Origin of the sequence: Aureibaculum luteum, assembly GCF_003449015.1 — a bacterium.
GTDB lineage: Bacteria > Bacteroidota > Bacteroidia > Flavobacteriales > Flavobacteriaceae > Aureibaculum > Aureibaculum luteum.
Window position 1 is genome coordinate 187,503 of sequence record NZ_QRGD01000006.1, and the last position, 14,903, is coordinate 202,405.

General features: G+C 33.5%; 10 protein-coding genes. 1 reads left to right on the top strand and 9 read right to left on the bottom strand.

What is annotated here, in order from left to right; translation table 11 throughout:
* Positions 1-134 precede the first annotated feature (134 nt).
* On the top strand, positions 135-767 hold the full coding sequence (locus tag D3P13_RS14675; RefSeq protein ID WP_117883621.1) for a DinB family protein: 633 nt from the start codon (positions 135-137) through the stop codon (positions 765-767).
* Positions 768-806: 39 nt separating this feature from the next.
* Here D3P13_RS14675 and D3P13_RS14680 read toward each other — a convergent pair whose 3' ends face one another.
* The 9 genes from D3P13_RS14680 to D3P13_RS14720 all read right to left on the bottom strand — a co-directional run bounded on the left by D3P13_RS14680 (position 807) and on the right by D3P13_RS14720 (position 14,902).
* Positions 807-1,235: a DUF6526 family protein gene (locus tag D3P13_RS14680; protein ID WP_117883622.1), complete on the bottom strand. Its 429-nt coding sequence runs from the start codon at positions 1,233-1,235 to the stop codon at positions 807-809.
* 66 nt (positions 1,236-1,301) lie between these two features.
* Positions 1,302-2,393, bottom strand: a complete 1,092-nt coding sequence (locus D3P13_RS14685) for an acyltransferase family protein (protein WP_117883623.1) — start codon at positions 2,391-2,393, stop codon at positions 1,302-1,304.
* Positions 2,394-2,502: 109 nt separating this feature from the next.
* Complete coding sequence (locus tag D3P13_RS14690; RefSeq protein WP_117883624.1) at positions 2,503-3,819, bottom strand: sugar MFS transporter; 1,317 nt, start codon at positions 3,817-3,819, stop codon at positions 2,503-2,505.
* 281 nt (positions 3,820-4,100) lie between these two features.
* Positions 4,101-6,473, bottom strand: a complete 2,373-nt coding sequence (locus tag D3P13_RS22245; protein WP_232829204.1) for an alpha-L-fucosidase — start codon at positions 6,471-6,473, stop codon at positions 4,101-4,103.
* Positions 6,474-6,475: 2 nt separating this feature from the next.
* A complete protein-coding gene (locus D3P13_RS14700) occupies positions 6,476-8,632 on the bottom strand; it encodes an alpha-galactosidase (protein WP_117883625.1) in 2,157 nt (718 codons plus the stop codon).
* A gap of 62 nt (positions 8,633-8,694) precedes the next feature.
* The gene (locus tag D3P13_RS14705) at positions 8,695-10,251 is read right to left on the bottom strand and encodes a sulfatase (RefSeq protein ID WP_117883626.1); all 1,557 of its coding nucleotides are present in this window, start codon (positions 10,249-10,251) and stop codon (positions 8,695-8,697) included.
* Complete coding sequence (locus D3P13_RS14710; RefSeq protein ID WP_117883627.1) at positions 10,248-11,162, bottom strand: alkaline phosphatase; 915 nt, start codon at positions 11,160-11,162, stop codon at positions 10,248-10,250. The genes D3P13_RS14705 and D3P13_RS14710 overlap by 4 nt, the downstream gene beginning before the upstream one ends.
* A 22-nt stretch (positions 11,163-11,184) precedes the next feature.
* Positions 11,185-12,519: an alpha-L-fucosidase gene (locus tag D3P13_RS14715; RefSeq protein ID WP_117883727.1), complete on the bottom strand. Its 1,335-nt coding sequence runs from the start codon at positions 12,517-12,519 to the stop codon at positions 11,185-11,187.
* 16 nt (positions 12,520-12,535) lie between these two features.
* Positions 12,536-14,902 (bottom strand): glycoside hydrolase family 95 protein, encoded by a 2,367-nt coding sequence (locus D3P13_RS14720; protein WP_117883628.1) that lies wholly within the window; start codon positions 14,900-14,902, stop codon positions 12,536-12,538.
* Position 14,903: the final 1 nt, after the last annotated feature.

Sequence of the window (14,903 nt, forward strand, 5' to 3'; positions counted from 1 at the left end):
GTACTGTAATATTACGAAAAATACTAAAGACAATAAAAGGGTATTAGCATGTTAAATCCAAAAAGTCAAACTTACTCACTACCAATGAGTTAAATTTTTATTATTATCTTTAATGCAAACTAAACTAATTTATTATGAACTTTTCAAAAAAAAATCACGAGCATCAAAAGAGCAATTTTTTAATTGTGAATCAAAAATCTATTATTTATTTTACCCTTGGAATACTTGTAATGAGTACCGTTGCTTTTATTAAAGTTGAAAATAAAATTACCAAAAACACTAACGTAAAAGCATATATTGAAGTATTAAGTAGCTCTAAGGCGTATACACTTCAAATAGCAGAGGCTATGCCTGCCGAAAAATATACGTTTAAACCAACGGACTCTGTAAGAAGCTTTGGAGAACAAATGGCTCATATTGCTACCTCGTCAAAATTTTTAATTGCTTTATTTGTAAAGGGAGAACCGATGCCAAGTCAAGAAGATTTTGCTGCTGCCGCAAAAATGGAAAAGGAAATGGGAGTTTCGAAGGAAGCTTGTTTAAAAGCAATTTCCGAATCATATAATTTGGTTATTTCTACCTTTCAAAACATGAGTGATGAACAATTGGCTGAAACATTTGTAGTTCCTTTTGACCCCCAACAACCAGCTTTTGCAAAAGAAAAAGCATTTCAATTTATTGGTGAGCATACAGCACATCATAGAGGGCAAGCATTAGTAGCCTTACGAATGCAAGGCATAAAATCACCTGAATACAAGTTGTATTAAAAACAGGAGACAGTTTGAAATTAAAATATCAAACTGTCTCTATATGCGGTAATAATCACCTCTCCAATTTTTTACTAATTTCTTGATTTCTTTTTCCGATAATTTGTCGGCTACGGCTTTTTTTGCTAAATCTGGAAATTCTTCATCAGAAGCAAAACGTAGACCAATGATTTGACGAGTCGTTAGGTTACTATCTAATGGTTTTCCTGATAAAACAAAATGTTTTAAATTTTCTTCTGCCCTGATAGCCCTATCTTGTGCTTTTAACGCGAAAGTACGAGCAAAAAGCATGGCCAATATTAAAAGAAGAGCAACCATTACTAATAAAGTGGCACTATAAAAATTTTGTTCTGATGATTTTACAACATTAACAATGGTACCAATAAGTACAATTAAAGATAGTGGTATTGCAAAAAAATGATAAACTGGGCTAAAACGAGCGTGGTTTTTATAATTTTGAGAATTCATAAGGGTAAAGTTTAGGTGAAATTAATGGTTTTAAACTTAAGAAAATAAATGTAATCAATAAAAATACTAAACCTTAATAAAAATCTTCCGCTTATACATAATGTATCCTAAAACTAAATAGAAGGTTATTACCGTTAAAGCATACATTAGTGATGCTAATTTGTCAATAGAAATCCAACTTGTATAAAAGGTTTGATATAACCATGAATGAATGCTTTGGTTCTCCCCTATTTTAGTAAGATAGAACGTTTTTGCTATAAAACTTGACAAGAAAAATATGGTAATAGCATTACTTCCTACATATTTAAAAATAGTACCAATTTTTATTTTTTTAACATCGGTCACATAATAAACTATGGCCAAAATTAGTGTTGCCCAGCCACTAGTTACGAGCACAAAACTACTTGACCAAAGAGCTTTATTTAACGGAAACCAAAGACTCCATATATACCCTGTAAGTAATAACATAGCACCAATAATTAATAAAAATTGTGTTTTCTTGAGTTCTTTTGAAGCCAACACCTTTCCTATTAAAATTCCTATAATACAGGTAACTATAGCGGGTAACGTACTTAACAAACCTTCTGGATCATAATCATCTTTCCACATATGATTGCCCAATACATTTAAATCAATATAATTAGCCCAATTATTTGAAGCCCTATCAAAAGTGGGTATTTCCCCATCAGGTAATGGAACAAAGCCTAAAAACAACCAATAGCCAACTAAAATGACAAAACCAATGGCTAATAGTTTTTTCCAGTCAAAATTTAGAAATAAAATAGCTGCAATAAAAAACACGACACCTATTCTTTGTAAAACACCAGGAAACCTTAGTGATTCAAAACTTTTAAAAAACGGAAAATAAGGCAAAAACCATCCTAAGAATAAGCCTAAGCCTATTAATTTTAAACCTCTAATGGTTATTTTTTTATACGTTAACCAAGTATTGGGCTTGTTTTTATACGCGTAAGAAATTGAAATACCCACAATATATAAAAAGAAAGGAAAAACCAAATCAGTTGGTGTCAACCCATGCCATTCTGCATGCATAAGTGGTGGATAAATACTCCCCCAACTTCCTGGATTATTCACCATAATCATTGCGACTATGGTTAAACCCCTTAGTATATCTACAGATTCAACTCTATTTTTCATTTTAACATCTTATTAAAAAAGGAAAATACACCCCTAATGAACTCTGCTCGGTATCTTCAATAAAAATATTTTTCCATTTCGATAATCCTCAAAGGGACAATCCCTAATTTTATTTCTTTTTAAAACCTAGTTTATGCCCCCAAACAGCATAATATAAAATAATTATATAACAAGGTAAAAGAATCCAATAGCTACTATTCGCAGAACTTGCCATTGCTTCAGCTTCAGAAATACCACTAGCAATTAATTCATGTTTACCAGAATCTACCAATCTACCATATAATGGTGGAATTATCGCCCCACCAGAAATTGCCATAACTAATAAAGCGGAAGCTGTTTTGGTAAATTTCCCTAATCCATGTAAGGTTAAAGGCCAAACTGCCGGCCATACCAATGCATTTGCAATACCTAAAGAAGCTACGAATAATACCGAAGTAAAACCAGTAGTTAATAAAATACAAACTGAAAAGATAACACCAAGTACTGCACTAATTCTTAACGCAAGGCCTTGACTTAGATATTTTGGTATCAAAAATACACCGAGAGCATACATAAACACCATTGCTCCTAACGTAAAGGAGGTGAATTTACTTGCCTCAGCTGCGGGGATACCTATTGATAAACCATAGGCAATTATAGAATCACCAGCAATTACTTCTGCACCAACATAAACAAACAACGTTAATACACCTAACCATAAATGTGGGAATTGAAAAATACTAGTTTTAGCCGTTTCACCTTCAGCAACTTCCTCGTCTTCATCACCTTCTAATTCTGGTAATGGTGCTCTTAAAACTAATAAACCAAAAAGGAATAATACTACTGCCATTATTATATATGGCACTACTACACTATTGGCCATAGTATCCAATAGTTGCATCTTTTCATCTGAAGAAACAGTACTCACTTTATCTTTTATATCATCTATACCCGATAACAGTAATGCTCCAAAAACTATTGAGCCTAAAGATCCTGCCACTTTATTGGCAATACCCATCATTGCAATCCGTTTTGCTCCACTTTCAATAGGTCCTAATATCGTTATATATGGGTTTGCTGCAGTTTGTAATAAGGTCATACCCGTACCTTGAATAAAGATTCCAGCTAAAAACATCCAATAGGTTCTGGCTTCGGCCGCGGGTATAAACACCAATGCTCCAACAGCCATTAATATTAAACCAATGGACATACCCTTTTTATATCCTACTTTTTTCAACAGATAAGATGATGGTAAAGCCATTACTACAAAGGCGATGTAAGAAGCTGATGCCACTAAATATGATTGTGTATCTGTTAACTCATTAATAGTTTTCATAAATGGAATTAAAACTCCATTTATCCAAGTTACAAATCCGAAAATGAAGAACATAGCTCCAATAATCAGCATTGGTATTAAGTTACTGTTGCTTTTAGAAGGGGTTGTCATAAATTATAAATTATAGGTTGATTTTTAAAGGATGGTAATGTACTAAAATAATTGAATATTTCATATAATATTCTACAATTGACATCTAAACGACTTCGAAAAGCATTTATGCCGTTAAAATGTTTAATTATTGATTCTACTACATCTAATTGGATTCCTCCTTGGTTAGAAACAATTAAACGGTCAAATGTCTTTTCATTTAAATTATCTATGGAAGGATAATTAGAATTAAATTTTATCTATTACTTTATTTTTACGCGTATTCATAATTATAAAGAAATTTATTCTACTAAATAAACACTGATTTTTTTAATTTGTGGTTGCTTTTCTGAAGCTAATACTCGAATTCTTACTCGACTTAGCTTTATATTATCAAATTTTTCAATTCTTTTATGTCCAATACTTTCTCCTTTGATGATAATTTTCCATTTTCCATTGAAACGCCCTTCCACTTGATATTTTCTAATACGTTCACCAAATTTAATATCCTCTTGAATGATAATATGATTAATTTCAGTAGGTCTATCTAGTTTCAATTCAACGACATTACCTGTTCCTGAAGTTGTAGCAATTGGGTTTGAAAAACGTCTTTTAATTTCATCACCCCATTCTTTTAAGCGTTGCACATCAGGCTCAGGTAATAAACCATCTGGGTTTGGTGTTAGGCCCATAATCAATGTTGCATTCCGTCCAACTGATTTGTAATACATTTCCACCAAATTCTCTAAAGGAAAAACATGTGCGTCATCACCAGGTTCCCAAAACCATTCGTGACGTCCGTTATATCCTCGTAATGGGGCATCTGCCATTGCTGGCACCCAGAATTTACCATTTTTGTCTCCGTGTTTCAATAGTTTAAAATTATCCTTAGCAATATTTTTTTTAGCACTCTCACCGGCCCCTGTAACAGGGTAAGGAAAAGTGGACCAATTAGGATAACCTACTGTACCAGATTCTGACCCTCCCCAGCGTGCCTCTGCTAATTGTCCGTTATGATAAAAAAGACAATTGGGTTGATATTTTCGCACGATCGGCAATACATCTGGTGCACCATTTTTAGGATGGTCTGCACCTCCATCGAACCAGATTTCGAACAATTCACCATAATTGGTACTAATTTCTTTGACCATCCCTTCAACCATTTTATTATACCACTTTTGTCGTTGCTCTTTAAACGCTCCCTCTCCATTTATCTTAAAATCATGAACTCCCATAAAAGAGTTCCATCGAATGCCTAAATAAATTCCAGGCTTAATTCCATATTTCCTACAAGAAGCTACAAAATCTCTTACAACATCACCTTTACCATCTCGCCATTTTAACGCTTTGACACTATAAGGATTTATATCTGATTGAAATAAAGCAAAACCCGTTTCATGGGTAGCTGTAAGAATGGCAAATGTTGCACCGGCATCTTTGGCGGCCTTTACCCATTGGTCAGTGTCTAAATGTTCTGGGTTAAATATTTGATAGTCATCAACCGGATCAATTCGATTATTACCCTGTCCATATTTTTTATTATCAAAAACATGTAAATCATAATGAAAAACCACACCTAATTCGGCTTCTTGCCATGCCAATTGACGTTTATTGGGTTTAGGAGAGCTCTTTTTCTCAATAGGAATAAAAACAGAATACGATTCATCATCTTTTTTTACAGTAACCATAAGTAAAACCGGTTCGCCATTTTCATGATATATAAATGGACGTTCCATTCTGTCAGGTTTTATCAATGTGCCATCATTTTGTTCGATTTCTTTTAATTTAAGAACGTATTCTGTAGCTTTTTCCCAATCCAGTCCATTTTCAGAAGTTATCAAACCTATAAAGCCATTTGTATGAAAAACACCATAATAACGCTCTCTATTTTTATCAAACCAAACAGACATATCTTCGGTGTCTAAATAATCAATCACAGGATTATCTTGAATTACAAAACCACGATCGGGTCTGTTTGAAACCGCTACAGCTTGATTCCTAATAAATCGAGTTTCATTAGGTTTATCTCCTTTTACAATTAAATAATAATTACCGTCCTTTCCTCTCTCAATTGCTGGATTTACGGTTAAGGTAGTAATAGGCCCACTAGGCTCAATTAATGGCTTATCTTGTCTAACCCATATCCCATTCAAAGAATTTGATACGGCCACTCCTGTACGCTGATTGGGTCTTAAAATTTTCCAATTGGCATGGTTATAGCCTGTTTTGGCTGTCTCAATCAGGTCTTGTTCTGTGTAGTTATTTACGCCTAGATTAGTAGCTATATAATAAAGATAGTATTTCCCTTCGAAATATTTTATTTTCGGATTATGAGCCGTAATAGCATCCCAAAAACCTTCGCCCCGTCCTTTTAAAACCGTTTCCCTATATTTCCACGGACCAGTAGGATTTTTAGCCGTTGCATGGGCAACTTCTGAATGTGTCAACCAACCTAAAAAACCATACTCTTTTTTCCATCGAGAATAAAAAAGATGGTACTTCCCTTTTTTATCTTTAATGATTGAGCCTCCCCAATTGTAAAAATTAGGTGTATTGAAAATATTTTCTTTGGCAATAGGTTGAAAACGATCATATAAGTATAAATCATCCTCTTTCTTTTGTGCCATAATAGTAAAAAGAAAGAAATAGCAAATAAAAAATAGTTGCGTTTTCATTTCTATTTTATGAGGAACCAAGTATATCCATTTGCTGGAATTTTCACACTTAAATCAACTTCATAATTTCGATTCAACTCGTATTTTTTACCTTTTTTCTTGTCTTTTTCGGATATGGTTGCAAATTCCGTTATACCGGTATAATATAATGGTACTTTTATAACTTCGTCTATAGTATTTTCTGTAGGGTTAAATAACATAACAAAGCCTTTTTCAGAATTATTAGGATTGGCATGCATAAATCCATCCCAAGATCTTCCATCTGGCCTTCTTAAATGAATAATGTCTGAATTTAGAATTTCTCTATATTTTTTATAATGATCTATTTGTTCAATAACCAGTTCTTTTGTTTTTTCTGTATCATATAAGCGTGGACCTCGATAACAAGCTTGTACACCTGAACCATAATTCTGAACCATATGTTTTTCATAATCGAGTAAATGTTTGCTTAATGGCTCTAAAGTAGCCTCTTCTCCCCCTCCATGATATTCAGTCAACGGGACAAATGTCCAGGCCATCGAAGGTGTTTTTTCCCAGGTACCATCGTAAATATTTTGTCGACCTAACATAATTTGCTGCTCTCTAGGTAAAGACCAATTTACTTCTCGATACCCAATACCACATTTATTTGAACCGTTTAAATAATAAAAATCTGGAGCATTTAAATAAATTCTTTTGTCCTTTAGCCAATGATAAAAATCAGTGGTCATTTTCCATTGTTCCCACTGTGAATCTTCATAACCTTTATGATGTTTATGAGTTGTAGAAGCACAAAAATCACCAGGATATGGACCGTCATGTTCTAATAAATCAAATCCCGTTTTATCTAAAAAATATTTCAATTTTTCAATATAACTTTCTCCCCATTCACTTGCCAAACATGGAGCATTTCCAAATTTAGCACCTCCTGGTTTTCCAGTTTCCTTATCAATTACATCAACAGCATCATTTATTTTCCTACTTGAAAAAAGTGAATACCCACCCAATTCAATACCTTTACCATGAGCGTAATCTGCTAGGTTTTTGAATTTTTGTATGTTTACAGCCGTGGTATCTTCCATATTCAACCCACTTCCAAAACTTAAAATAACCATTTCGTAACCGGTTTCCTTACATTGATCTATAGCAGAAACAACTTCTGTTGAATCTGTACTTGTTAAATGCATAAAAATTGGATTCTCAGTTGACCATGGAGCCAATAAACGATACATTTTTCGTTTACTTAACGAATTCCGTTCTCTGTCCGTACCATCTAATAAAAGTTCGTAAGTATGGAAACTTTCAAAAGTTCCCTTTGGTTGTAAAAGTTTGTCCGGACCAACTTTTAATTTACTTTCAAGTAAACACGGCGTTTCCAAGTTCCAATTAACTTGCGAAGTATATTCGGGATCTTTTTCATAAAAAATAGTATGGTTGGCTGAACTTGCTGAAAATCCACCAAAAGCGTAATCACTTTCTACATGCATGTTCGGACGTAACCATTGCTCTGGTTTATCAACAGCATTTTCTGGTTCAGGAAAAGCCAACATTTCGTTTTTAAATCCATCTACAGTAACCGCTTTATCACTATTATTCTCAATAGTAATCCATTTAGAAATTAATGGAGCCCCATTATAAATTTCGTAATGTACAAATACTTTAATCTTTTTTAAATCAGGTGATTTATGTTTAAATTCCAATACAATTTCTCTTCCTGTAGCAAATCCTTTGGTAGCTAAATTAAACTCCTTATTCTTACTCCATTTTATTTTTCTATCTATTGGATTATTGGTGTAATTTTTAAACTGAAAAGCAGAATCATCCGTTTCTAAGTCATCAATCCATTCATTTTTTAAATAACCGTGTTCTTTAAGTCCAGTTAATCCACCTACCGCATATACCTTACCATCAATTGTAACTTCTGCTTCTGGTTTAATGCTTCTTAACATATTTTCGCCAGTAACATCATTCCGAAATTCAACCGTAGCTGCATTAGGACTCATCCTTATTTTTCTGGTTATAAGACCGTTAGTCAATACAATGTCTTTGCCTTTATTAAAAACTTGAGCTTCATAAACTGTATTATCAATTAGCCAATCATTGGCTTTTTCAGCTATGAATGTAAAACTTAGAATTAAGGTAATACTGAGTAGAGCGACTATTTTTAGGAATGATTTCATTTATAATTGGTTGTTGATTAAAATATTTAATATATAACGTACAGTATATCTATTTGTTTTAATTAGTTTAAAACCTCAGCAGGATAAGGGATCTGTTTTCCATTTTTTTTATCTGCGGGAATTTGAGCCTTAACTTCTTTTAAATAGTCTGTCAAAATAATTGCCAATGCTTTAGCTTTTTCAGGATTTATCTCGACTAAGTTATTTAGCTCTCCAATATCTTTAATAATATTATACAATTCTAATTTCTGATTTTCATAAAAATAAATTAATTTCCAATCACCTAGACGCACTGCACTACTGGCACCAATTCCAGGACCTGATGCTCCCCAAAAATTTGGATAATGCCAAAATAATGGACGTTCATTTGTTTTAGGACTTTCTCCTATTAAAATTGGCACAAAACTCTGCCCATCTACTTTTTGAATTGTTTTAGGATTTTCAATTCCCGCCATTTCAAGAATGGTTGGATAAAAATCTTCAATAATTACATAATTATCTGTATTCGATTTCTCACTCACTTTTCCTGGCCATTTCACCAACATTGGTTCTCGTATACCTCCTTCATAAGCAGAACCTTTACCACTATTAAGTGGTTTATTATGGGAGTGTTTTTTGCCACCACGGGCAACAGCACTTAATCCTCCATTATCTGACATAAATAATATTATGGTATTATCTGCTATGTTTTTTTTATCAATAAAATCCATAATATCTCCTAAACTTTTATCCATACCTTCAACCATTGAGGCATATTTAGCTTCTATAGAATCGATACCTTTATCATAATATTTCTGAACAAACCTATCATCTCCCATAATTGGAGAATGAACTGCATAATGGGACATATATAAAAAAAAAGGATTTTTATTTTGCACTGCAGTATCAATGGCTTTAAGAGCTTCTAATGTAATAGCTTCTGATAAATAAATATCTTTGCCATGGTATTGCTCTAACCCAGGCACTGCCCATACCTCTTTACCTTTTTTACCATTGCCAAAATTTTCCATTCCGTAATAACTTGCAGGTGCTCCCGCAGCATGACCTGCAATATTTACATCAAAACCTAAATTCAATGGGTTTTCTCCTGGTGTACCAATTGCTCCTAGATGTGCTTTTCCTGAATGAATTGTATAATAACCCGCATCTTTTAATACCTGTGGCAATGGTGTGGCATAAACAGCGTTTTCATCTCCTGCTACCTGACTCATACCATTTACATTCCAATTTGGAAATGATAATGTTTTATGATTTGACTCCATAGGTTGTAAAGCATCTTTATTTAAAGTCCAATTGGTAACTTGATGCTTAGCTGCATTCATACCGGTCATTAAACTTATCCGTGTTGGTGAACACACTGCGGTTGCATAAGCTTGCGTAAATTTCATACCTTCAGTGGCCAAACGCTCCATATTTGGGGTATGATACAAATCATTAAAAGGTGTACGTTTATCCCAAAATGGAACAGAAGTATCTTGCCACCCCATGTCATCTACTAAAAACAAGACAATATTGGGACGATTTATTTTTGCTATTTCATTTTCTTGATGATCTTTCGGTTTGCAATTAATTATCAATAAAAGAATTAATGTCAAATACGGTAAATAGTTTTTTTTCATAATTTCACTACTTCTTTAACAGCTTTTCCTCTCCAAAAATCGGGAGTTTTTAATCCTAACAGATAGGCTATAGTTGGTGCAGTATCATAGGTTACAATACTCTTTTCTAATTTTCCTTTGTTAGCAATGTTTTTACCATAGATAATCCAAGGTATTTCAACTTCTAGTAAAGTCTTACCTCCATGCCCTTTGCCTACACCACCATGATCTGAAGTGAAAATAATTACGGTATCATCCATCATATTATTTTGTTGTAAAGTACTGATAACACCACCGATTTGACCATCTACTTTTTCAACAGCAGTAAAGTATTCAGGAGTATTATGACCAATTTCATGCCCTTCATTATCAGGATGTGAAAGATGTATAAAAGTGAATGCCGGCTTTTCCTTTAAAAAGAAGTCCATAGCTGTTTTTATTGTTTTTTCATCAGATGCTCCGTTATAATTAAGATCTACAATACTCTTTTCAAACAAGTACCCAATACCATTCCATGTGTAAGAAACACCCATTTTTGCATTAGGCAACTGCTCATCTATCAAACTAAATATTGTTGGATAAATACTGTCTTTTCCAATAATACGAGATGGTAATTCAGGCGTTTTACTACCCCATTCTGTATAGCCATGCAGCTCTGGACCCGAACCCATTATCATTGATGCCCAATTTACAGCACTAGAAGATGGTAAAACTGACCTCGCTTTCAGAGAGTAAGCACCATCTTTCATTAACATTCTTAAATTCGGTAATTTAGCTTTATCAAAAGCATAAGCACCAAAACCGTCAGAACCTATTAGAATTACATGCTTTGTTATTGGCTCACTATGACTATTCTGTTGTACAATCTTTTTACTGCAAGAAATTGTCAATAAAGAAATAAAAACAACTACAAATATTAATTTACGTTTCATCTACTACTATTTAATTTTACTTTTAATTACTTTCTATTACTGCTCCGTCTTCTCGATATAAATCAACCTTACCATCTAATAAGACAGCAATTACAGTCATCTCATCATCTAACACATACTCTGGTACTTGAATATACTTAATACCAGGATAATGACTCCAATATACGCTTCCTACAACTTTATGAGAAAGTTTAGTACCATCACCAACTACCCAAATACGGTTTATTTTATTCTTTAAACCTCTAATAACAACTTCACCTTTAGGGTCTCCTTTAACAAATAAATACAACATTGTTTTATCTTTTGATAAGGTCGTTGGTCCATAAAAATGTTCTTTGGGTATGCCTGCGATAGAACCATAAATAGCTTCTTTATGTTTACTAGTCCATTTACCTAATCCTTCCAACACTTCAACTTGTTCTTTTGGAATTGAACCATCTCCTTTAGGCCCAATATCTAATAATAAATTACCTCCATTGCCAATAACATCAGCGAAAATTCCGATAATTTGGTTGGTAGTTTTATAATTGTGATCATTCTTTTGATACCCCCAAGAATCATTTATAGTCATACATAATTCCCAATACTTACTTTTGGGTCTAGTTATAGGCATACCTTGTTCTGGAGTCGCATAATCTCCATGTTCTCGTAAACGAGAATTCAAAATTGTATTTGGGTTTTTATCCAACAACATCTTTCTAACTTGCGGAGCTTGCCATTCTTCCGAATTATGTTCCCAATCACCATCAAACCAATATAAATCTGGATTATAATTGTCAGAAAGTTCTTTTAATTGACCTTGGTAATAGTTCAAGAATTTTTTCCATCTTTTTGGTTCATCTTGAATTTTATAGCGAATAGAATCTCTAGTGAAATTTGTATAATCATTATAAGTCCAATCGGGTAACGAATAATAAATACCAACTTTAAGGTCATTTTTTCTTAGTGCAGTTACAAATGGTGTCAATACATCTTTTTTTGATGTAGCGGCATCCACAGAATTAAAATTTCCATATTTTGTATCCCATAAAGCAAAACCATCATGATGTTTTGAAGTAATTACAGAATATTTTGCTCCACTATTTTTAATTAATTTGGCCCATGCTTCAGGATTATAATTTTTAGCCGTAAATCCTTTTGTTTGCTTAAGGTAATTTTTATGAGAAATATAACCGTTATAAAATGACCAAGATTCATCAATTCCATTTACAGCATATAATCCCCAATGTATAAAAACACCCAATTTGGCATCTTTAAACCATTGCATTTTTTGCTGTTCTACTTTTAGTGAATCAACATTCTGAGACCAAGAAAACATTGCGGACAATAAAAATATACAAATTACAGACTTTTTCATTACCTCTTTAATTTTGTTATATTTCTTCAAGACTTTCATTTAATGATGTTTTTTTATTTTTTATTAATTGAATTTCAACTTCCTTATTACTGTACTTAATTTTCACCAATTTATCGGTTAACGGCACCAAGTTTAATTGTTTTAATAAACCATCCTCCCACACGATATCAACTATAATATTACCTCTTGCCTTTAATCCTTCAACATTACCTATTTTCCAATTATTAGGAAGCGATGGTAATATCATTAAAAACCCTTCATGGGATTGTAATAAACATTCTGCAACACCTGCCGTATAGCCAAAATTTCCATCAATTTGAAATGGAGGATGCTCATCGAACAAATTATCAGCAACTGAAATCTGCATAAATTTTGCAATATTTTCTTCGGCAGATTTTGCATTTAACAACCTAGCATTCATGTTTATCATCCATGCTCTACTCCAACCTGTACCGGCACCACCGTGCTCTAATCGATAATCTATTGTTTTTTGAGCCGCGGCAAAGGCTTCTTTAGTTTGCGAAGTAATATCATCACCCGGATGCAGTGCATATAAATGCGACATATGCCTATGTCCCTTTTCAGGTTCTTCGTAAGGTTCATTCCATTCTAATATTCTACCATCTTCACCAATAACGACACCTGGATGTAACTTCTCTTTTTTAGCTTTTAACTCTTTCACAAAATCATCATCTATTCCTAAAATTTCAGCTGCAGCCAACGTATTGTCAAAAACTTCTCCAATAATTTGATGTCCCATTGCACTACCAAAAGATATTGCTGCTGGTTTTCCATCCGACGCTAAATATGAATTTTCAGGAGATGAATCTGGGCTAGAAACCCAAGTCTTTGATTTTTCATCCCAAACCAACCAATCTAAATAAAACTCAGATAAGCTTTTCAACGTAGGATAGGCTCTCTTTTCTAAAAACACTTTATCTTCAGTAAATTGATAATGCTCCCAATAATGTTGGCCTGACCATCCACCTCCGTGAATCCAAGCCCCCCAATAAGCCCTTTCTGCACGCATCCATGGTGTAGCCCATAAATCTGTAGCATGATGAGCAACTGTACCTCTTTCAATACCATATTGCTCTTTTACGGTAATCCTTCCTCTATCAAATACTTTATCTAAAAAATTGAAAAATGGAGTATGCAATTCACTTAAATTAGTTACCTCAGCCGGCCAATAATTCATTTGTAAATTAATGTTTAAATGATAATCTGCATTCCAAGGAGCTTGTATATGTTCATTCCATAACCCTTGTAAATTTGCGGGATTTGTTCCTTCACGTGAAGAAGCTATCAACAAATAGCGTCCGTACTTAAATAACTTAGCCGCTAAATCTGGATCGTCATTACCCTCTTTTATACGTTTTAAACGTACATCCGTAGGTAAACTATCTAAACTCGCATCACCCAGATTAAAATCAACTCTATTGTATAGTTCCTGATAATCCTTTTTATGAGTATCAAGTAATTCCTTAATCGATTTTTCAGTAACGTCTGTTAGAGTTTTAGTATTTTCAGTCTCATAATCATCATGATAAAAAGAAGTATTTGCTACTACATATAGGGTAGCCTGCTTAACGTTTTTTAATTCTAAAATTCCATCTTTTGCAATTACTTCACCACTATTATTATTTACTTTTAAGCGTGTTTCAAACTTTACACCATAATCAATAGGAAATGGTTCTGAAAACTTTTTACCACCATATTGAGTTACCATTCCTTTCATACTGATTTCTTTTTCAGAAGGGTTTGAGATTTCCACGGTTTTATGCCCATTATCCTCTGGACGATTCATCTTTATAGTAAAGCTTAAACCTTCGGGATTTTTACTTTCTAATGTTACAATGAGTACATCATCTGGGTTTGAAGCAAAAACTTTTTGCGTAACTTGATATCCATTTGAATCATAAACAGTTTTAGCAATAGCATTATCAAAATCTAAAGATCTCTTATAATTGGTTACTTCGTTCTCTCCTTCAAAATCAATAAACAAATCGCCCATAGTTTGGTGCGACCTTAAAACTGATTTATACGAAAACTTCTCTATTATTAGTTGATCAACTTCATGAGCTTTTCCTGCTGCCAAAAGTTCACGAATTTGCTCTAAATCATCCTTATTCCCTTTCGAATTACCCCAGTCTGGACCACCTGGCCAAAGTGAATCTTCGTTAAGTTGAATACGTTCATGATTGGGGTCACCAAACACCATAGCCCCTAAACGGCCATTACCTACAGGTAAGGCTTCCATCCATTTAGTAGCAGGTTGGGCATACCAAATTTCTGTTACGGGTTGCTTTACCTCTTCCTTTTGACATGAGATTAAAGCAAAAAATACGATAAATATTATTAAAATTTTGGTTGGTTTTCTCATC